We start from the raw sequence: 20,634 nt of genomic DNA, 5'->3' as shown, positions 1-20,634 counted from the left end.
GCGTCAACCGGCACAGATCGTGGAGAGGGGCTGGCCACCAAGCGGCCAGCCCCTCTCCACGTACCCCGCTCTACCCGCCCCCCGCGATTCCCGCGACGATCTTGCACTTGTGGCGCCTGGAATCAGGGCACTCATCCGGATTTGTTTACCACCACAAGTGCAAGATCGTCGCGGGTCACCAGCCGGAGGCAGGGTCAGTCGTCTAGCGCCAGCCGGGGTAGTTACCGGTGCCGCGCAGGATCGCCGTACCGAGGATGTTGAGCACGCTCAACACGATCGCGATCCAGCCGAGTACGGGCGACCCGCCGAACCGCCGTGCGTCCCGGATGGACAGGTAACCGAGGATCACGCCGAGTACGCCGCAGCAGACCAGCCCGATGATGATGCCGAGCACGCCCCACAGGGTGGTCCGGTCCCGCCCGGACGGTGCCGGCCGCGGGGGCGGATACGGATACTGACCCGCCATACTCACCTCCACCGTGGGTGACGCGGGGATTCCGACCGGATCGCCGACGCAGGGCCGACGCTAACCCCGCAACCGGGGGAATACCTCGAAATCGGGGAATCCGTGTGCCCGCAACGGTGGTGTCGCCCCCCAGCCCACACGTCGGCGTGCCAGAGTAGGTCACGATGCCACCCGTCACCCCCGATCAGCCTGGGCGTCCGGTTCGGCCCGAGCCGGCGGACCCCACCCCGACCACCGGCCATCCGCCAGCGGCCGCGGCGGTCCCGGCTGCCCGCCGGGGCGAGCCCGACCGGGATCGGGTGCCCACGAGTCGTGAGCCGGACCTCGATCGCGCCTCCTCCGGCCGCGAGTCCGAGCGGGACCGCACGCCCGTGAGTCGCGAGTCCGACCGGGAGCGGATGCTCGCGAATCGCGAGTCCGAGCCGGAGCGCACGCCCGTGAGTCGCGAGTCCGAGCGGGAGCGGATGCTCGCGAGTCCCGAGTCCGACCGGGAGCGGAGGCTTGCGGCACGGACGGCGTCCGCGGCGGCGAGCAGGACCGCCCGGCCGGACGGCACGTCGGGTACGGGTACGCGCCGGTCCGGACGGGCACCGCTGCCGGTGGCCGCCGCCGTGGCAACCGGTTGGGCGGCGTCCCTGTCCTACCTGCCGGTCGCGGTCATCCTGGGCTTCGCGCGGTTCACCGAGGACGCCGGTGCGGTGGGCGGGGCGGCCCGGGTCGGGCTCGCCGGCTGGCTGCTCGGCCACGGCGTCCCGCTCGAGACCGACGCCGGAACGCTGCACCTGCCGCCGCTGGGGCTCGCCGTACTGGCCGCGTGGCGGGTGGCGCGCGCGGGCGTACACACCAGTCGGGCGATCGGGGCCCGGCAGCACGGCACGCCGCGCCAGGCGTTCTCCGTCGCGGGCGCGGTCGGCATCGCGTACGGGCTGCTCGGAGTCGTCGCCGCCCTGATCGTCAATGCCGGTGGCGAGCAGGTGTCACCGGCACGGGCAGGCCTCACGCTCACCTGCTTCGGTGCCGTCGCGGCGCTCGCCGGTGCGCTGCCGATCACCGGCACGCTCGGCGCGCTCGCCCGGCGTACCCCCTCGGTGTTGCGCGACGGGCTGCGGACCGGAGCCGTGGCCGCACTGCTGCTGCTCGGTGCCGGTGCCGGTGCGGCCGGACTGGCGGTGGCCACCGGTGGCGGTGCGGCCAGCGACATGCTCACCGCGTACCGGACCGGTGTGGTGGGGCAGGCCGGCATCACCGTGGTCAGCGTCGCGTACGCGCCGAACGCCTCCGTCTGGGCGGCGTCGTACCTGCTCGGACCGGGGTTCGCGATCGGCACCGACACCAGCGTGAGCACCACCGAGGTCACGGTGGGCGCGCTGCCCGCCGTACCGTTGCTCGCCGGCCTGCCGTCCGGGCCGATCGGTGGCCTGCGCGTGGCGCTGCTCGCGGTGCCGGCGATCGCCGGCATGGCCGCCGGCTGGCTGCTCACCCGGCGGTCGCTGCGCCGGGCCGGGCTGCCGCCGTCGCCCGCGCCGCTGCCCAGGATGTCCGGCCGGGGACAGTCCGCGGTGCCCTGGGCACCGCTGCTCGCCGCGGCGGCGATCGGGGGACCGGTGGCCGGCGCGGTGCTCGGCGTGGCCGCGTGGGCCTCCGGTGGCTCGCTCGGCGGCGGCCGGATGGCCGAGGTCGGTCCGGTGAGCTGGCAGGTGTCGGTGATCGCCACCGTGGTGGTGGCGGTCGGTGCGGTGGTCGGCGCCGCCGTCACCCGCGCCTTCGCCCGCCCCTGACCCGCGCCCGCCCCTGACCCGCGCCCGCCCCTGACCCGCGCCCGGCCCTGACCCGCGCCCCGTCCCCGCCACCCGCGCCCGTGTCCGCCACCCCGCGCCCGTGTCCGCCACCCCGTGCCCGCGTCCGCCGTCGTCCCGCACCCGCCGTCGTCCCGCACCCGCCGTCGTCCCGCACCCGCCGTCGTCCCGCGCTCCCGTCGTCCCGTCCGGCGCCACGTCGACCTCCCACGGCCGGGGGATTAGCGTGAGCCGCCGCAGAGCCGGGCTGAGCTGCCCGATAGGGTGCTCGGGTGACTGAGCCCGTGTCGGCCGCCCGTGTCGTCGTCCTCATTTCCGGGTCCGGTAGCAACCTGCAGGCGTTGCTCGACGCGGCCACCGACCCGGCGTACGGCGCCCAGGTGGTCGCCGTCGGCGCGGACCGGGACGGCATCGCCGGACTCGACCGGGCCACCGCCGCAGGGGTGCCGGTCTTCGTCGACCCGCTCAAGGCGTACGCCGACCGGGACGAGTGGGACCAGGCGCTCGCCGCGCACGTCGCCGAACACAAACCCGACCTGGTGGTCTCGGCCGGCTTCCTCAAGCTCGTCGGCCCGCACTTCCTCGCCGCCTTCGGCGACCGCTACCTGAACACGCACAACGCGTTGCTGCCCGCCTTCCCCGGCATCCACGGCCCGCGCGACGCGCTCGCCTACGGGGTGAAGGTCGCCGGCGCCACGCTCTTCTTCGTCGACGCCGGTGTCGACACCGGGCCGATCGTCGCCCAGGTGACGGTGCCGGTGCTCGACGACGACAACGAGGAAACCCTCACCGAACGCATCAAGGTTGCCGAGCGCGCCCAGCTCGTCGAGCAGGTCGGCCGGCTGGTCCGCGAGGGCTGGACCATCACCGGAAGAAAGGTCACGATCCCATGAGCACCACCTCCGATGGCCGGCGGGCGCTGCGCCGCGCGCTGGTCAGCGTGTACGACAAAACCGGGCTGACCGAGTTGGCCCAGGCGCTGCACGCCGCCGGGGTTGAGATCGTGTCGACCGGCAGCACCGCCGCCACCATCGCCGGTGCCGGTATCCCGGTGACCCAGGTGGAGGAGCTGACCGGCTTCCCCGAGACCCTGGACGGGCGGGTCAAGACCCTGCACCCGAAGGTGCACGCCGGTCTCCTCGCCGACCTGCGGCTGGACACGCACACCGCCCAACTCGACGAACTCGGCATCGCCCCGTTCGACCTGCTGGTGTCGAACCTCTACCCGTTCAGCGAGACGGTCGCCTCCGGCGCGGACTTCGACGCCTGCGTGGAGCAGATCGACATCGGCGGTCCGGCGATGGTCCGGGCGGCGGCCAAGAACCACGCGTCGGTGGCGGTGGTGACGTCCGTGCAGGCGTACCCGTCGGTGTTGGACGCCCTGGCCGGCGGCGGTTTCACCCTCGGCGAGCGGCGCGCGCTCGCGGCGCGGGCCTTCGCCGACATCGCCGAGTACGACGTGGCGGTGGCGCAGTGGTTCGCCCAGGACCTGGCCTCGGAGCGGGACTGGCCGGACTTCTCCGGGCTCGCCCTGCGCCGCGGTGCCACCCTGCGCTACGGCGAGAACCCGCACCAGCGGGCCGCGATCTACCTGGACCCAGCCGTTCCGGCGGGGCTGGCGCAGGCACGCCAGTTGCACGGCAAGGAGATGTCCTACAACAACTACGTCGACGCGGACGCGGCCTGGCGGGCGGCGAACGACTTCGGCCCGGACCTTCCGGTCGTCGCGATCATCAAGCACGCCAACCCGTGCGGCATCGCCACCGGGGTCGACGTGGCCGACGCGCACCGCAAGGCGAACGTCTGCGACCCGGTGTCGGCGTTCGGTGGGGTGATCGCGGTCAACCAGCCGGTCTCGGTCGAGTTGGCCAAGCAGATCGCCGACATCTTCACCGAGGTGGTGGTCGCCCCGGACTTCACCGACGGCGCGGTCGAGGTGCTGGCCGGTAAGAAGAACCTCCGGTTGCTCCGGGCGCCGGCCTGGCAGCCGGCGTCGGTGGAGTGGCGGCCGGTCACCGGCGGGGTGCTGGCCCAGTCCCCGGACCGGATCGACGCACCCGGCGACGACTCGGCCAACTGGCGCCTGGTCGCCGGTGACGGCGCGGCGCCGGAACTCCTGCGGGACCTGGTCTTCGCCTGGCGGGCGATCCGGTCGGTGAAGAGCAACGCGATCCTGCTCGCCACCGACGGTGCCACCGTCGGGGTGGGCATGGGGCAGGTCAACCGGGTGGACTCGGCCCGGCTGGCGGTCTCCCGCGCGGGTGCCGAGCGGGCCCGTGGCGCGGCTGCCGCCTCCGACGCCTTCTTCCCGTTCGCGGACGGGTTGCAGGTGCTGCTCGACGCCGGGGTGCGCGGTGTGGTCCAGCCCGGCGGTTCCGTACGCGACGAAGAGGTCATCGCCGCTGCCCAGCAGGCCGGTCTGACCATGTACTTCACCGGTACCCGGCACTTCTTCCACTGATCGTCCCCGACGGGGCGTGGACAGGCCCTCCCAGGCCGTCCACGCCCCGCCGTACGTCAGGCGACGACGTGCTTGAGTTCGGCGAAGTGGCAGGCGGACGGGTGCGGGTCGACCGCGCGGAGGACCAGCTGCGGGTCCTGGGTGGCGCAGATGTCCTGCGCCTTCCAGCACCGGGTACGGAACCGGCAGCCGGACGGCGGGTCGGCCGGCGAGGGCACGTCGCCGGTCAGCCGGATGATCTCGCGGTGGGCGCGGGCGGACGGGTCCGGCACCGGCACCGCGGAGAGCAGTGCCTGGGTGTACGGGTGGGTCGGCCGCTCGTAGATCTCCTCGTTCGTACCGATCTCGACGATCTTGCCGAGGTACATCACGGCGACCCGGTCGGCGATGTGCCGGACCACGGACAGGTCGTGCGCGATGAACACGTACGACAGGCCCAGCTCGTCCTGGAGCTTCTCCAGCAGGTTGATCACCTGAGCCTGGATCGACACGTCCAGCGCCGACACCGGCTCGTCACAGACGATCACCTCCGGCTTCAGGGCCAGCGCACGGGCGATGCCGATGCGCTGCCGCTGCCCACCCGAGAACTGGTGCGGGTACCGGTTGATGTGCTCCGGGTTCAGCCCGACGATGTCGAGCAGCTCCCGTACCCGCCGGCTGCGGTCACCGCGCGGTGCCACCTCGGGGTGGATCTCGAACGGCTCGCCGATGATGTCGCCGACCGTCATCCGAGGGTTCAACGACGTGTACGGGTCCTGCATGACCATCTGCACGTTGCGACGCAGCCGCCGCAGGCCGGAGCCGGACATCTTGAAGATGTCCTGCCCCTCCAGCATCGCCTTGCCACCGGTCGGCGTCTCCAGCCGCATCAGCAGCCGGGCGAGGGTCGACTTGCCGCAGCCGGACTCGCCGACCACACCGAGGGTCTCACCGCGGCGCAGTTCGAAGCTGACCCCGTCGACCGCCTTGACGGCGCCGATCTGCTTCTTGAAGACGATTCCCTGGGTGATCGGGAAGTGCTTGACGACGTTGTCGACCTGCAGGATCGTTTCGCCACGCACCTTGGTTGCGCTAGAGCCGGCCATCGAGGACCTCCTGGGCAAAGTGACATGCGCTGGTCCGGTCGTTGCCGAGGTTCCGGTTCTCGGGCACGACATCGACGCAGACCTGCTGGGCGTACGGGCAGCGCGGGTGGAAGGGGCAGCCCGAGGGGATGCGCATCAGGTTCGGTGGCAGGCCCTTGATGGTGGACAGCTCCTGGCCGCGCTGGTCCAGCCGGGGAATCGACTCCAGCAGACCCTTGGTGTACGGGTGGCCGGGCCGCGAGTACAGCGAGTGCACGTCGGCGTGTTCGACGATCCGGCCGGCGTACATGACGGCGATCCGGTCCGCGACGTCGGCGACCACACCGAGGTCATGGGTGATCAGGATCATCGCCATGTTGAGTTCCCGGCGCAGGTCACCGAGCAGGTCCATGATCTGGGCCTGCACGGTGACGTCGAGCGCCGTGGTGGGCTCGTCGGCGATCAGCACCCGCGGGTTCAGCGCCAGCGCCATCGCGATCATCACGCGCTGGCGCATGCCGCCGGAGAACTGGTGCGGGTAGTCACCCACCCGCTGCTTCGCGGCCGGGATCTTCACCAGTTCCATCAGCTCGATGGCGCGCTTGCGGGCGTCGGCGCGGGACAGGCCCTCGCGCTGGCGCAGCGTCTCGCCGATCTGCCAACCGACCGGGAAAACCGGGTTCAGCGCGGAGAGCGCGTCCTGGAAGATCATCGCGATCTCTTTGCCCCGGACCTGCCGGCGCTGCTCCTCGGGCATCTTGAGCAGGTCGCTGCCGTCGTAGAGGATCTGGCCGGACGGGATGACGGCCGGCGGCATGTCCAGGATGCCCATGATCGCCTGTGCGGTGACCGACTTGCCGGAGCCGGACTCACCGAGCACGGCCAGGGTCTCCCCGGCGTCCAGGTGGTACGAGACGCCGTTGATCACCTTCGCCACGCCGTCGCGGGTGTTGAACTGGACGTACAGGTCCCGTACCTCGAGCAGGTGCGGGTGGTCGCCACCGCGGGCGGACGGCGCCGCGATGGGCTGGGCCGAAAGGTAGCTCATGATTTGATCACCGCAGCTTCGGGTCGAAGGCGTCGCGGATGGCGTCGCCGAGCATGATGAACGCGAGCACCGTCAGGGCGAGGAACGTGGACGGGACGATCAGCGGGGTGGCCGACTCCCGCATGTGCACCCGGCCGGCGTCGATGTCCATACCCCACGAGATCGTCGGTTCCTTGAGGCCGATGCCGAGGAACGACAGGGTGGCCTCGGCGGCGATGAACGCGCCGAGGGCGATGGTGAGCACCACGACCACCGGGGCGAGCGAGTTCGGCAGGATGTGACGCCACATGATCCGGCCGTTGCCGGCGCCGAGCATCCGGGCCGCCGCCACGTAGTCCTGCTGCTTCGCGCTGATCACCGAGGACCGGATGACCCGGGCCGCGGTGGTCCAACCGAGGACCGCGAGTACGAAGATCAGTGCGGCGATCCGGGCCCACTGGTTGTCGCTGCTGATCCGCTTGAGCAGCACGATCGCGGCGAGCAGCAGCGGGAGGCCCAGGACGATGTCGATGACCCGGGACAGCACCGCGTCGACCCAGCCGCCGAAGTAGCCGGCCAACATCCCGACCACCACGGCGATGATGCCGGTGAGCAGTGCGGAGAGGGCGCCGACCAGAAGCGACGCGCGGGCGCCGTACACCGAGCGGGCGTAGATGTCGCAGCCCTGGAAGTTGTAGCCGAAGATGGCGCCGCCGGTCGGACCCTGGTGCTGCCGGGACAGCGTGCAGTCGGTCGGGTCGTTCGAGGTGAGCAGGCTGGGGAAGGCCGCCATCAGGGTGACGATCACGACCAGGCTGAGCGAGACCCAGAAGATCGGGTTGCGGCGCAGGTCGCGCCACGCGTCACCGGCGAGGCTGCGCGGCTTGTGCAGCACCTCCACCTTGCCGGGCGCGCCCGGTTCCCCGGTGGGTCCACGCCGCGCGCTCGGGTTCTCGGTCGCGGCGACCGTTTCGTAGTCACTCATGCCTGCACCTCGCTGCGCTCGTACTGATCGCGCTCACCGCGCTGCTCGAACCGGTACTCGGTTGTCCGTGGCCGCTCAGACATAGCGGATCCTCGGGTCGAGTACGGCGTAGAGGACGTCGACCACCAGGTTGCAGATCAGGTAGACCACGACCAGGATGCTGACGATTCCGACCACCAGCGGGCCGTCCTCGGTACGGATACCGCGGAAGAGGTTGAACCCGATGCCGGGGATGTTGAACACGCCCTCGGTGATGATCGCGCCGCTCATCAGGTTGCCCAGCTCGACACCGAGGAACGTGACCACCGGGATCAGCGAGTTCCGCAGTACGTGCACACCGACGATGCGGCGCTGGGGCAGACCCTTGGACTTCGCCGTCCGTACGTAGTCGGAGCGCATGTTCTCGGCGACCGACGTACGGGTCAGTCGCAGCGCTGTCGCCAGGGATAGTGAGCCGAGCACGATGCCGGGCAGCAGGAGGGCGTAGAAGCTGGGCTGCGCGCCCGCGGTCGGCGGGAACCAGCCGAGCTTGACGCCGAGGAAATACTGCGCGAGCGGGGCCAGCACGATGGTCGGGATGCCGAGCACCAGCAGGGTCAGCAGCAGCGTCGCGTTGTCGAAGATGCCGCCGCGGCGGATGCCGGCGATGACCCCGGCGCTGACGCCGAAGATGATCGCGACGGCGATGCCGATCAGGGCGAGCTTCAGCGTGACCGGCCAGGCGGTGGCGATCATGTCGCCGATCTTCCGCTGGGTCAGCGACATGCCCAGGTCACCCTTGAGCAGGTTGCCGATGTAGTCGAAGTAGCGGTAGAAGAAGCCGCCGACCCCGGTCTTGTCGAGATGGAACGTCTCGGTCAGGTATGCCCGCTGGGCGGGGGTAACCGGCCGCTCGCCGGCGAGTGCCTGGATGGGGTCGCCCTGGCCGGCGAACATCAGCGCGTAGACGATCAGAGTGGTCCCGAAGAATGCGAGGACCATCTGGAGCAGGCGCCGCACAATGTAGCGGAACATACCTTAGCTTTCTCTCCGAATATGGATGAAAGTCGTACGAACGATCGTTTCGGCGTACGAAAGTATCCGGGCACTCAAGGCCCGGATTTTCGGCGGGGAAACACCTCGCGATGTGCCCGGCGGAACAGTCCGGCGTCGGCGTTCTTGGGCGACGCCGGACTGCTCCATCCATGGCCCGAGCCACCGGGGATTACCGGATGGACCGAACCAGATTCGGGGGGTCAGCTCAGCTGACGGCCTCGATCTTGGTCAGATTGACCCGCTGGAACAGGTCGATCTCGACGTTCTTGACCTTGCTCGAGTAGCCGAAGTTGTTCTGACCGAAGCGCAGCGGAATCACCGGCAGGTCGTTCGCCAGGATGTCCTCAGCGGCCTGGTACTTCTTGATCGCCTCGTCCGGGGTGGCGGCCGAGACGCCTTCCTTCACCAGCGAGTCGAACTGCGGGTTGCTGTACCCGTAGTAGTTCGACGAGCCGTTCGTGGTGTAGAGCGGGCCGAGGTAGTTCTCCATGGACGGGTAGTCCATGATCCAGCCGAGCCGGAACATGCCGACCGGCTGCTTCTTCTCGACCTTGTCCAGCAGGTCGGCGAACTTCGGCTCGGCAGCGCCGACGCAGTCCACGCCCAGGTTGGTCTTGAGCTGGTTGCAGGTCGCGTCGACCCAGTCCTTGTGGCCACCATCGCCGTTGTACGAGATCTGGATCTTCGCCGGGCCGCCCGCGGCGGTGTACTCCGCCTTGGCCTTGGCCGGGTCGAACACGCACGCGGCGCCACAGGTGTTGTCCCGGTATCCGGCGACAACCGGCGAGACGAACGAGCGGGCCGACTGCTGCGAGTCCTTGAAGACCGACTTGATGATCTCGTCGCGGTCGATCGCCTCGGAGATCGCCTTACGAACCTCGGGCTTGCTGTACGCCGGGTCGAACGTCGGGAACGCCAGGAACTGGAACGACGACGCCGGGCTCTGCTGGAACCGGTCGCCGAGGTCGCTCGCCGCGCTGGTCAGGTTCTCGGTCGGGATCGTCGGTACGACGTCCAGGTTGTCCGAGATCACGTCCGCGTACGCGGCGGTGAGCTGCTGGTAGATCCGGAACTCGACGCCGCCAACCTTCGGCTTCTCGCCGGGGAAGGCGTCGTAACGCTCGACCTCGACCTTGGCGTCGTGCTGCCAGGTGCCCTTGATCTTGAAGGGGCCATCGCCGATGATGGCGTCCTCGAAGCCGTCCTTGATCACGCCGGGGGCGGAGAAGGCGGCGTTCGGCAGCGGGTAGAAGGCGTTGTACCCGAGCATCGTCTTGAACTCGGAGTACGGCGCGGAGAGGGTGACGGTGAAGGTCGAGTCGTCGACCTTCTTCAGCCCGCTCATCGTCTTCGCCTTCGGCTCCGGGGCCTTCTGCGGGCCCTCTTCGCCGTCCGGGTCGGTCGACTGGAGGTCGTCGTACCCGGCGATCTTCTCGAAGAAGTAGCTGGCGCCCTGGCCGTTCGGGGCATAAGCGCCGTAGTTCCAGGCGTTGATGTAGCTGTCGGACGTGACCTTCTCACCGTTGTGGAAGGTGTAGCCGTCCTTCAGCTTGATCGTCCAGGTGGTGTTGTCGGTGCTCTGGATCGACTCCGCCTGAACCTCGTAAGGCTTGTTCTGGGCGTCGTAGTCCACCAGCGGGGTGAACAGGGCGCTGAGGACCTGGTTCCCGCTCGTCTCGGTGGTGTTGGTCGGGATCAGGTGCTGCGGTTCACCGATCTGGATCGACACCGTAGCGTTGGGGTTGCTGTCCCCGGAACCGCCGTCGTCGCCGCTGCCACAGGCCGCGAGGCCCAGGGTTGCGACGAGCGGTACGGCGGCCCAGGCTGCGAGCCTACGGACCTGCATTGAGCCTCCTCATCTCCTCACGCTGGGCAGCCAGGTCCCGGGTGCGGGTCACTCTGCGCAACGCTCGGCAAAGGTAGGTCGTGCCGGGACCCTAGTCCAAACCAGTAGATTACGACTGAATAACGGGCCCCTGAGAGTCTGCTTGCGGCGTGGGTTTGCGTCTGGTAAAGGAGGTCCCGCCCGAACGGCGCAATCTATAGTCGTATTTCGGCATTTGATGGTCCAAACCCCGCAATCGGCGTTGATCTCCGTGTGGCCTGCGCCACCTGGGGTTTGTCCGGCTTATGCCTGGCTGCACGCTCATACTGTGGACAACTCCACACCCGGCTACCGCGAGTGACGAACAACACGGTTACGGAAAGTTACATCATGGTGGACTTCGCCGTGCCGGCCGCCAACCGACCCGTGAACCGGACAACCCGGGTGTCCCGGAAGCCGGACGGCCCGCCGTGAGACGATCAGGGGCGTGACGGCGACCCTTCTGGACGGCAAAGCGACCGCGGCGGAGATCAAGGACGAGCTACGGGTGCGGGTGAAGGCCCTCGCCGAGCGGGGTCTGGTCCCCGGGCTCGGCACCGTACTCGTCGGTGCGGATCCCGGCTCGCAGGCGTACGTCAACGGCAAACACCGCGACTGTGCCGAGGTGGGCATCGCCTCCATCCGCCGCGAACTGCCCGCCGACGCCACCCAGGAGCAGGTCGACGAGGTCATCGCCGAACTCAACGCGGACCCCGCCTGCCACGGCTACATCGTCCAGCTGCCGCTGCCGCGCCACCTCGACACCCAGCGGGTGCTGGAGCTGATCGACCCGGAGAAGGACGCGGACGGGCTGCACCCGGTCAACCTGGGCCGGCTGGTGCTGGGCTACGACGGCCCGCTGCCCTGCACCCCACGCGGCATCGTCGAGCTGCTCCGGCGGCACGACGTACCGCTGCGCGGAGCGGAGGTGGCGGTGGTCGGCCGGGGCAACACCGTCGGCCGCCCGCTCGGCCTGCTGCTTACCCGGCGCAGCGAGAACGCCACCGTGACGCTCTGCCACACCGGCACCCTGGACCTCGCCAAGCACACCCGCAACGCGGACATCGTGATCGTGGCGGCCGGCGTACCCGGGCTGCTCACCGCCGACATGGTCCGGCCCGGAGCCACCGTGGTCGACGTCGGCATCACCCGCGTGATCGGCCCGGACGGAAAGGGCCGCTACACCGGCGACATCGCGGCCGAGGTGGCCGAGGTGGCCGGGGCGATGGTGCCGATGCCGGGCGGGGTGGGGCCGATGACCCGCGCCATGCTGCTGACCAACGTGGTCGAGCGAGCCGAACGCGGCTGACCGGCCGAACGCGGCTGACCGGCCGAACGCGGCTGACCGGCCGAACGCGGCTGACCGGCCGAACGCGGCTGACCGGCCGAACGCGGCTGACCGGCCGAACGCGGCTGACCGCGGTTGACCACTGAACAGCGGCTGACCAGGCCGAACGCGGCCAGCCCAGGCTGGACGCGGCTGACCGTGAGCTGCGCGGTAACGGGCTGAAGCCGGCTGGTCGGGGTACCCGGAGACCGGGCCGCCGCGGACGCGGCCGGAGCGGTCGGGACGGCCCGGCCGGATCGGTCAGCCGGGGACGATCAGGCAAATCAGCCCCTGGCCGGACCGGTGGTCCGTTGGCTGATACGGTCCGGAAAAGAACCCGTCGGTAACAGAGAGTGGGACGACCATGGGCAAAAAGGTCACCGTCGTCGGCGCCGGTTTCTACGGCTCGACGACCGCGCAGCGACTGGCGGAGTACGACGTCTTCGACACGGTCGTGATCACCGACATCATCGAAGGCAAGCCCGAGGGGCTGGCGCTGGACATCAACCAGTCGCGGCCGATCGAGGGCTTCGAGACCAAGGTGGTCGGCCAGACCACCGGACCGAACGGCGAGGGTTACGAGGTCATCGAGGGCTCCGACGTGGTGGTGATCACCGCGGGCCTGCCGCGCAAGCCGGGGATGAGCCGGATGGACCTGCTCGCCACCAACGCCAAGATCGTACGTGTGGTGTCCGAGAGCGTGGCCAAGTTCGCCCCGAACGCGGTGGTCATCGTCGTCTCGAACCCGCTGGACGAGATGACCGCGATGGCCCAGCTCGCCACCCAGTTCCCGAAGCAGCGGGTGCTCGGTCAGGCCGGCATGCTGGACACCGCCCGGTTCACCACCTTCGTCGCCGAGGAGCTGGGCGTACCGGTGGCCTCGGTGAAGACCCTCACGCTCGGCTCGCACGGCGACACCATGGTGCCGGTTCCGTCGCGCAGCACGGTGAACGGCAAGCCGCTGCGCGAGGTGCTTCCGGACGCCAAGATTGAAGAGCTGGTGGTCCGTACCCGCAACGGTGGCGCCGAGGTGGTCGCGCTGCTCAAGACCGGTTCGGCGTACTACGCCCCGTCCGCTGCCGCGGCCCGGATGGCGAAGGCCGTGGCGACCGACTCCGGCGAGGTCATGCCGGTCTGCGCCTGGGTCGACGGCGACTACGGCATCTCCGGGGTCTACCTCGGTGTCGAGGCCGAGCTGGGCCGCGAGGGTGTCCGCCGGATCGTCACCACCGACCTGGACGCCGACGAGCTGGCCAGCCTCAAGGCCGCCGCCGAGGCGGTCCGGGCCAAGCAGGGCGACATCGCGAACCTCTGATCGACCCGCCCCGCCCGGGGCAACCGCGACACCGGAAAGAGTGGCCGTCCGACTCCGGACAGCCACTCTTTCCATGTATCAGGGGAAATACCGGCGGGCAGGGCAGGCCGGGCGTGCGGCATCAGGCGAAGCCAGTACGCTCGTACTGCTTGAGCATGTGTCCCCCGAGAGGAGCGCCCGGCCGATGGCGAAGATCAAGGTAACCAACCCGGTCGTAGAGCTCGACGGCGACGAGATGACCCGGATCATCTGGAAGCAGATCCGGGAGCAGCTGATCCTGCCCTACCTCGACGTCGACCTGCACTACTACGACCTGTCGATCCAGTACCGCGACGAGACCGACGACCAGGTCACCGTTGACGCGGCCAACGCCATCAAGACCCACGGCGTCGGCGTGAAGTGCGCGACCATCACCCCGGACGAGGCCCGGGTCGAGGAGTTCGGCCTCAAGAAGATGTGGCGCTCTCCGAACGGCACGATCCGCAACATCCTCGGCGGCGTCGTCTTCCGTGAGCCGATCATCATGTCCAACGTGCCGCGCCTGGTGCCCGGCTGGACCAAGCCGATCATCATCGGCCGGCACGCGCACGGCGACCAGTACAAGGCGACCGACTTCGTGGTCCCCGGTCCGGGCACGGTGACCATCACCTACACCCCGGCCGACGGCAGCGCCCCGGTCGAGATGGAGGTCGCCAAGTTCCCCGGCGGCGGCATCGCGATGGGCATGTACAACTTCGACGAGTCGATCCGCGACTTCGCCCGCGCCTCCCTGCGCTACGGCCTGGACCGCAACTACCCGGTCTACCTGTCGACCAAGAACACGATCCTGAAGGCGTACGACGGTCGGTTCAAGGACATCTTCGCCGAGGTCTTCGAGGCCGAGTTCAAGGCCGACTTCGACGCCGCCGGGATCACCTACGAGCACCGGCTGATCGACGACATGGTCGCCGCCGCGCTCAAGTGGGAGGGCGGCTTCGTCTGGGCCGCCAAGAACTACGACGGTGATGTGCAGTCGGACACCGTCGCGCAGGGCTTCGGCTCGCTGGGCCTGATGACCTCGGTGCTGATGACCCCGGACGGCCGTACGGTCGAGGCCGAGGCGGCGCACGGCACGGTCACCCGGCACTACCGGCAGTGGCAGAAGGGCGAGAAGACGTCGACCAACCCGATCGCGTCGATCTTCGCCTGGACCCGTGGCCTCGCCCACCGGGGCAAGCTCGACGGCACCCCGGCGGTCACCGAGTTCGCCGAGAAGCTGGAGCAGGTCTGCGTGGAGACCGTCGAGGGCGGTCAGATGACCAAGGACCTGGCCCTGCTCATCTCGCGGGACGCCCCGTGGCTGAGCACGGACGAGTTCATGGCCGCGCTCGACGAGAACCTGGCGAAGAAGCTCGGCGCCTGATTCTCGACCACGTTTTCCGAAAGCCCGCCGGCAGCCGTCGGCGGGCTTTCGCGTACCCCGGGGTGGCGGTCGTGGGTCGGCGGCGGCGCCATATCGACGTACGCCAAGATCGAATTTGTGGCCCCGTTACCGGCATCGGCCCGCGCTCGTTGACCAGGGTGGACGTGATGCCAGTCGCGTCCAGGAGGACCAGCCACTCGATGTCGCCGGAAACGGCGCCGGTCGGGCAGTCCTCCCGGCTGTTGCGCACAGCCAGCCGTCCCTTCCCTGCGGGGGGCCCTGTCCCGGGCCCCCCGCACCCTTCTTTCCGGGTGGGCGCCGGTCTTTCCGGGTGGGCACCGGGCCGGTACGGCGTGGCCCAGCTCATATCGGTCATCCAGCCTCGCCACACCTAGGGTTGACCGGGTGAGCGCACCCCTGACGTCGTTAGAGGTCAAGATCCGTCCCTTCCGTCCGGCGGACCTGGACGCGGCCGTCGAACTGCTGGTGCTCGCCGCCGGTGAGGACAAGCGGCACCGGCTGACCGAACGGCTCACCGGCGCCGAGCCGGGGCAGATCCACCACGCCGTCGTCGCCGAGCGCGCCGGTCTGGTGGTCGGCGCGGCCAAGCTGACCACCGAACCCGCCTACCCCGGTACGGTCTCCGCCCTCGTCGCGGTTGCCGAGTCGCTGCGAGGACACGGCGTCGGTACCGCTCTCGCGGCCGAACTCGCCGATCGGGCGGCGAAGACCCTCACCCCGGGAACGGTGGTGACCACCGCCCTGCGCGACGACCTCGACCGGGGCCGACGCTTCGCGGAACACCACGGCCTGGTGCTGACCAACCACAGCGTCGGCTGGCGGTTCGACCTGGCCGGCCGGGGCGATGAACTGGCCGCGCTCGCCGCGTCGACCGCCGACCGGGCCGGGGTACGGGTCCGGGTGGTCGACCTCGACGCGGACGAGGCGGTCATCCTGGAATGCGTCGGCCGCACCCTGGCCGGGCTGCCGGTCCCCGGCGGCGAGGACCAGGCCGTCGACCTGGCGTACGCCCGGAGCGTGATCCCGGACGGGGCGATCGTGCTGCTGGCCGAACCGCGCGAGCCGGAGAGTTCACCCGCACTGGGCCTCACCATCGTCAGCACCCAGGCCGATGACTGGTACACCGTCTACACCGGTGTGGATGTCGCCCACCGGGGCAGGGGCGTGGCCAGCGCTCTGAAGACCGCCGCCCTGCGGCAGGCGTACGAAGCAGGTGCCGTCGCCGTGACCACGCACAACGACGAGACGAACGAGCCGATCCTGCGGGCGAACCGGGCACTCGGCATGGCCCCGAGCCTCGGCTACTGGAGCCTGGTACGCACCTTCGACGGGGAGAGCGGACGGTAGGGCGGGTCCTCCTCGGCCCGCCCCACCGCGACCCACCGCAGCGTCAGCGGCCCGCCTGGCGCAGCCGCTCCGCCGCCTGCTCCGGCCGGATGTCGTTGATGAACGCGCCCATGGCCGACTCGGAGCCGGCCAGGTACTTCAGCTTGTCCGCCGCCCGCCGGATGCTGAACAACTGCAGGTGCAGGTGGCTCTCGTCCCGGCCCTCGTGCACCGGTGCCTGCTGCCAGGCCGAGATGTACGGCATCGGCAGGTCGAAGAGCCGGTCGAAACGGTTCAGCACGTCCAGGTACAGGGGACCGAAGGCGGCCCGTTCCGCCTCGTCCAGCGCCGGGATGTCCGGCACCGCCCGGTGCGGCGCCACGTGCACCTCGAACGGCCAGCGCGCGGCGGCCGGCACGTACGCGGTCCAGTGCTCGTTCGACACCACCACCCGGTCACCGGCGGTCCGCTCGGCGGCCAGTACGTCGGCGTACAGGTTGCGCCCACCGGTCCGCTCGGCGTGCCGGCGGGCGGCGCCGAGCAGCGCCTTCGTCCGGGGCGGCAGGAACGGGTACGCGTAGATCTGGCCGTGCGGGTGCTGGAGCGTCACGCCGATCTCCACCCCCCGGTTCTCGAACGGGAAGACCTGCTCGACTCCGGGGATCCGGGACAGCGCGGTGGTCCGGTCGGCGAGCGCGTCGAGCACCGTACGGACCCGCTGCGGCGACAGGGAGGCGAAAGAGGCGTTGTGGTCCGAGGTGAAGCAGACCACCTCGCACCGCCCGACGCCCGGTCGGGTGGGCGTGAACGGGGTCAGTTCGCCCGCCGGCTCGCCCTCCCGGTCGCTCAGCGACGGGAACCGGTTCTCGAACACCGCCACGTCGTAGTCGTACGCGGGGATCTCGGTGGAGTGGGTCGGTGTGGACGGGCAGAGCGGGCACTCGGCGGTGCTGGGCAGGAAGATCCGGGTCTGCCGGTGCGCCGCCACCGCCACCCACTCGTCCACCAGCGGGTCGTAACGCAACTGCGAGGCGGCCGGTGGCGGTGGCAGGTCCCGCCGGTCCGGCTCGCTCCGATCCGCCCCCTCGTGCTCGTCGAAGTAGATCAGCTCACGCCCGTCAGCCAGCTTGATCTCGGTCCGTCTCATCCCACTCCCATCCCTGACTCCCACTCCCGGTCCCCTCACCCGTGCCACCTCCCACCCACCCCGCTCGCGATCCGGGCGGTTTTCATGATCGCGAAGAGTTTGACCGGCTATAGCGAGCCGAATCTTTCGCGATCACGGGAACACCTACCTAGGTCGGCGTTATCAGTAGTTGCGTTACGTGCTCCTGGAGGGTTTGGCGGGCGGGGGAGGGCAGGCCGTCGTCGGTGATGACGGTGTGGGCGGCGGACAGGGGGGCCATGGAGGAGATGCCGACGGTGCCCCACTTGGTGTGGTCGGCCAGGACCACCAGACGTTCGGCCGACGCGACCAGGGCCCGGTTGGTTTCCGCCTCCATCAGGTTCGGGGTGGTGTAACCGGCCCGGACGCTCATCCCGTGCACGCCGAGGAAGACCAGATCCAGGTGCAGGGTACGGATCGCGCCCACCGCCACCGGCCCGACCAGCGCGTCCGACGGGGTGCGTACGCCACCGGTGAGCACCACCGTCTGGTCCGGTCGACCGGCCCGGTGGAAGATCTCGGCGACCGGGATCGAGTTGGTCACCACGGTCAGCCCTGCCGTGTCGACCAGTCGGTGAGCCAGGGCGGCGGTGGTGGTGCCGGCCGACAGAGCCACCGCCATTCCGGGCTGCACCAGGTGGGCGGCCTGTGCGGCGATCGCAGCCTTCTCGGAGAGTTGGCGGGCCGACTTGGCCACGAAGCCCGGTTCGTCGGTCGAGCCGGAGTCGGCCGAGGTAGCGCCGCCGTGCACCTTGGCCAGCAGACCCCGCTCGGCGAGCAGGTCCAGGTCGCGGCGGATGGTCATGTCCGACACCCCGAACTCGCCGGCCAGGTCGCTGACCCGTACCCCGCCGGCGACCCGTACCCGGTCCACGATCGCCGCCTGCCGCTGTTGGGCGAGCATCAGCCGGTCCCTCCCGCAGTCACACGTAATCCAACAGATACGAACATTACCGCGCGTAGAAGAGGGTGCTCCGGCGGGCTTCCGACGTAGTGAATCCTGTGACTTCCCGGGCGTCCCTCAGGACGTCCCGGTCATTCAAGACGTTCCCTGGCCTGCTGCAAACCGAGGCGTACGCCCGCGCGGTGCTGGCCAGCGGCCCGATCGCTGCCGAGGACGTGGAGCGGTTCGTCAAGGTACGGATGGAGCGCCAGAAGGCGGTGTTCGACCGGCCCCGGCCGCCACTCGCCGTTTTTGTCGTGGACGAGGCGGCACTGCGACGAGGTGATCCCGTTCTGATGAGCGAGCAGCTCGACCACCTGGTCGAGAGCGCCAGCCGACCGAACCTGGCGGGTCAGCTCGTGACCGACCCGAACGAACCGGCCGTGCTGGTACGGGTCTGGGATGCCGTTCGCGGGCACACGCTGCCCCGCGACCAATCGATCGAGTTGATGAAGGCCAGGCCATGGATGAAACGATGATCAGCCCCCGCTGGCGCACCAGCACACGCAGCAGCTCGAACGGCGGCGCCTGCGTGGAGGTCGCCGACAACCTTCCCGGCCGGGTGCTGGTCCGGGACACCAAGGACCGCGACGGCGGCACGCTCAGCTTCGGTCCGGACGCCTGGCACGCCTTCGTACAGCTCGCAAAGCGTCACTGACCCGCACCCACGTCACTGACCCGCACCCACGTCACTGACTCGCACCCGCGTCACGCCCCCGTACCGTCGCGACTGACGGCGCGGGGGCGTCGCCGACTCAGGCTCAGGCCGGTTGCAGGCGGGGCTCGACCCAACCGGTTTCGGTCAGGTGCACCAGCACCGCCGTGACCGCCTCGTCGATCGTCCCCTGGCTGGTGTCGAGCACCAGGTCGGCGTCGGTCGGCTCCTCGTACGGGTCGTCGATGCCGGTCATCCCCTTGATCAGACCGGCTCGGGCGCGGGCGTACAGGCCCTTGCGGTCCCGTTGCTCGCAGACCTCCAGCGGGGTGGCGACGTGGACCAGCAGGAAACCCGCCCCGGCCGCGTGGGCCATCTGTCGGGCGGTCGCGCGGGCCGCGGCGTAGGGCGCGATCGGGCAGCAGATGGCCAGGCCGCGGTGCCGGGCAACCTCCGCCGCCACCCAACCGATCCGGCGTACGTTCAGATCCCGGTCGGCCTTGCTGAAACTGAGCCCGGCGGACAGCTCCCGGCGTACCACGTCACCGTCGAGCAGGGTGACGGTCCGGTCGCCGCTCTCCCGCAGCGCGTCGGTGAGGCCGCGCGCGACGGTCGACTTGCCCGAGCCGGACAGCCCGGTGAAGAAGACCACCAGGCCCCGGTGCCGGCGCGGCGGCCGGGCCCGGGCCAGCTCACGGGCCACCGCCGGGGGAGTGTGCCACTCCGGTAGCGGGAAGCCCCGGTCCAGCAGGTCGTCGATCTCGTCCGGGCGCAGCGCCAGCCGCCGGTTTCGCGGCGGGATGTCGTCGCGCCACCGCCACTGCCCGTCCCGGTTGTCGTAGGCCAGCTCGCGGGGGACCAGCACCCGCAGCCCGGGGCCGGCGAGCATCTCACCGGTGGAGAGCAGGTGGGTCACCCCGTACGCGGCGGCGACCCGGGCCCGCAGCAGGGCGTCGCGGATCTCGTCGCCCCGGCCCGCCATCGGGATGGCGACCAGGGTTGCCGGGGGCATCCGGTCGCGGGCCGCGAAGACGCTGCGGACCAGCACCTCCGGCGGCAGCCCGTCCGGGTTGGTGTCGGTGACCGGGATCAGCACCAGCAGGTGCGCGGCGAGCGTACGGGCGGCGTGTGCGATCTGCGCGAGCTGCGGGCGGTGCAGCGGCCGGTCGGTGATCACACCGAGCACCCGGCCGGGCGGCAGCAGGTCGCGTACCTCGTTCGGGGATCGGCGCAGCCGCTGGAACGGGCCATGTCCGCCGTCGCCGAGCGGGCGCACCGCGCCACCGACGCCGTACGAGCCGTCCCGGGTCGGCCAGAGGTCGGTGACCTCCAGCAGGGCCACCGGGGCGTCCTCCAGGTCGGTCAGCACCAGGGCCCGCCGCAGCGGATTGGCGAGATCCAGTCCCTCGGCCACCCCCGACGGCACCTGGAGCGTCACCGGCACCGGCCACGGGGTGCCGTCGGCCAGCCGGCCGCGCCGGGCCAGTGCGGCCAGGTCGGCCCGCCCCAGGAACCCGCTCAGCGGCGCGTACGCCCCACTGAGCAGCAGCTCCAGATCGGCCAGCTCGTGCGGACGCGGCGTGTACGCCGGTGCGTCCCGCAGCACCTCATCGGGTAGCACCCACCCGTTGCTCATCGAACCCCCCCCACCCACCCGACCGGCACACAGTTTCTCAGCCGGCCGCCCATCGGTCGAGAGTGCCACCCCACTCCGCTTCGGGAGAGATGATCGGCGACCCCTAATGGCCCGGCCGGTCCCATCCCAGGGAAGGGCCAGGGTGG

General features: G+C 70.3%; 18 protein-coding genes. 9 read left to right on the top strand and 9 right to left on the bottom strand.

Annotated elements, in window-relative coordinates:
- Positions 1–202 precede the first annotated feature (202 nt).
- On the bottom strand, positions 203–466 hold the full coding sequence (locus AB0J90_RS22180; RefSeq protein WP_363598671.1) for a DUF4190 domain-containing protein: 264 nt from the start codon (positions 464–466) through the stop codon (positions 203–205).
- 164 nt (positions 467–630) lie between these two features.
- Here AB0J90_RS22180 and AB0J90_RS22175 point away from each other — a divergent pair, with 164 nt between their 5' ends.
- The 3 genes from AB0J90_RS22175 (at position 631) to purH (ending at position 4,723) form a co-directional block, all read left to right on the top strand.
- The gene (locus AB0J90_RS22175; protein WP_363598669.1) at positions 631–2,244 is read left to right on the top strand and encodes a DUF6350 family protein; all 1,614 of its coding nucleotides are present in this window, start codon (positions 631–633) and stop codon (positions 2,242–2,244) included.
- Positions 2,245–2,534: 290 nt separating this feature from the next.
- Positions 2,535–3,155: a phosphoribosylglycinamide formyltransferase gene (gene purN / locus AB0J90_RS22170; protein WP_363598667.1), complete on the top strand. Its 621-nt coding sequence runs from the start codon at positions 2,535–2,537 to the stop codon at positions 3,153–3,155.
- Positions 3,152–4,723, top strand: a complete 1,572-nt coding sequence (purH, locus tag AB0J90_RS22165; RefSeq protein ID WP_363598665.1) for a bifunctional phosphoribosylaminoimidazolecarboxamide formyltransferase/IMP cyclohydrolase — start codon at positions 3,152–3,154, stop codon at positions 4,721–4,723. Before purN ends, purH begins: the two co-directional genes overlap by 4 nt.
- A 56-nt stretch (positions 4,724–4,779) precedes the next feature.
- Here purH and AB0J90_RS22160 read toward each other — a convergent pair whose 3' ends face one another.
- The 5 genes from AB0J90_RS22160 to AB0J90_RS22140 all read right to left on the bottom strand — a co-directional run bounded on the left by AB0J90_RS22160 (position 4,780) and on the right by AB0J90_RS22140 (position 10,680).
- Positions 4,780–5,808 (bottom strand): dipeptide ABC transporter ATP-binding protein, encoded by a 1,029-nt coding sequence (locus AB0J90_RS22160; protein ID WP_363598663.1) that lies wholly within the window; start codon positions 5,806–5,808, stop codon positions 4,780–4,782.
- A complete protein-coding gene (locus AB0J90_RS22155; protein WP_363598661.1) occupies positions 5,795–6,835 on the bottom strand; it encodes an ABC transporter ATP-binding protein in 1,041 nt (346 codons plus the stop codon). The genes AB0J90_RS22160 and AB0J90_RS22155 overlap by 14 nt, the downstream gene beginning before the upstream one ends.
- 7 nt (positions 6,836–6,842) lie before the next feature.
- The gene (locus AB0J90_RS22150; RefSeq protein WP_363598659.1) at positions 6,843–7,799 is read right to left on the bottom strand and encodes an ABC transporter permease; all 957 of its coding nucleotides are present in this window, start codon (positions 7,797–7,799) and stop codon (positions 6,843–6,845) included.
- 75 nt (positions 7,800–7,874) lie between these two features.
- Positions 7,875–8,813 (bottom strand): ABC transporter permease, encoded by a 939-nt coding sequence (locus tag AB0J90_RS22145; RefSeq protein ID WP_363598657.1) that lies wholly within the window; start codon positions 8,811–8,813, stop codon positions 7,875–7,877.
- 226 nt (positions 8,814–9,039) lie between these two features.
- Positions 9,040–10,680, bottom strand: coding sequence for an ABC transporter substrate-binding protein (locus AB0J90_RS22140; protein ID WP_363598655.1), 1,641 nt, complete (start codon positions 10,678–10,680; stop codon positions 9,040–9,042).
- A gap of 466 nt (positions 10,681–11,146) precedes the next feature.
- Here AB0J90_RS22140 and AB0J90_RS22135 point away from each other — a divergent pair, with 466 nt between their 5' ends.
- The 4 genes from AB0J90_RS22135 (at position 11,147) to AB0J90_RS22120 (ending at position 16,110) form a co-directional block, all read left to right on the top strand.
- Positions 11,147–12,007 (top strand): bifunctional methylenetetrahydrofolate dehydrogenase/methenyltetrahydrofolate cyclohydrolase, encoded by an 861-nt coding sequence (locus AB0J90_RS22135; protein ID WP_326560979.1) that lies wholly within the window; start codon positions 11,147–11,149, stop codon positions 12,005–12,007.
- Between the two features lie 382 nt (positions 12,008–12,389).
- Entirely contained in the window at positions 12,390–13,340 is a 951-nt protein-coding gene (mdh, locus tag AB0J90_RS22130) for a malate dehydrogenase (RefSeq protein WP_363598653.1), read from the top strand.
- 184 nt (positions 13,341–13,524) lie between these two features.
- Positions 13,525–14,742 carry an NADP-dependent isocitrate dehydrogenase gene (locus AB0J90_RS22125; protein ID WP_363598651.1) on the top strand — a complete coding sequence of 406 codons (1,218 nt, stop codon included), beginning with the start codon at positions 13,525–13,527 and terminating at the stop codon, positions 14,740–14,742.
- 405 nt (positions 14,743–15,147) lie between these two features.
- The gene (locus AB0J90_RS22120; protein ID WP_363598649.1) at positions 15,148–16,110 is read left to right on the top strand and encodes a GNAT family N-acetyltransferase; all 963 of its coding nucleotides are present in this window, start codon (positions 15,148–15,150) and stop codon (positions 16,108–16,110) included.
- Between the two features lie 43 nt (positions 16,111–16,153).
- Here AB0J90_RS22120 and galT read toward each other — a convergent pair whose 3' ends face one another.
- Positions 16,154–17,236: a galactose-1-phosphate uridylyltransferase gene (galT, locus tag AB0J90_RS22115; RefSeq protein ID WP_363598647.1), complete on the bottom strand. Its 1,083-nt coding sequence runs from the start codon at positions 17,234–17,236 to the stop codon at positions 16,154–16,156.
- A gap of 148 nt (positions 17,237–17,384) precedes the next feature.
- Complete coding sequence (locus AB0J90_RS22110; protein WP_363598645.1) at positions 17,385–18,158, bottom strand: DeoR/GlpR family DNA-binding transcription regulator; 774 nt, start codon at positions 18,156–18,158, stop codon at positions 17,385–17,387.
- Between the two features lie 98 nt (positions 18,159–18,256).
- Between AB0J90_RS22110 and AB0J90_RS22105 the strand changes: the two genes are divergently transcribed.
- Positions 18,257–18,676, top strand: a complete 420-nt coding sequence (locus tag AB0J90_RS22105) for a DUF5753 domain-containing protein (RefSeq protein ID WP_363598643.1) — start codon at positions 18,257–18,259, stop codon at positions 18,674–18,676.
- Positions 18,673–18,855, top strand: a complete 183-nt coding sequence (locus tag AB0J90_RS22100) for a DUF397 domain-containing protein (RefSeq protein ID WP_363598641.1) — start codon at positions 18,673–18,675, stop codon at positions 18,853–18,855. The genes AB0J90_RS22105 and AB0J90_RS22100 overlap by 4 nt, the downstream gene beginning before the upstream one ends.
- 103 nt (positions 18,856–18,958) lie before the next feature.
- Here the strand turns inward: AB0J90_RS22100 and cysC are convergent, their stop codons facing one another.
- Entirely contained in the window at positions 18,959–20,488 is a 1,530-nt protein-coding gene (gene cysC / locus AB0J90_RS22095) for an adenylyl-sulfate kinase (protein WP_363598639.1), read from the bottom strand.
- Between the last annotated feature and the right edge of the window lie 146 nt (positions 20,489–20,634).

Origin of the sequence: Micromonospora sp. NPDC049523 (genome assembly GCF_040676775.1) — a bacterium.
Classification (GTDB): Bacteria; Actinomycetota; Actinomycetes; order Mycobacteriales; family Micromonosporaceae; genus Micromonospora_G.
This window is presented reverse-complemented; position numbering and strand designations above follow the sequence as displayed.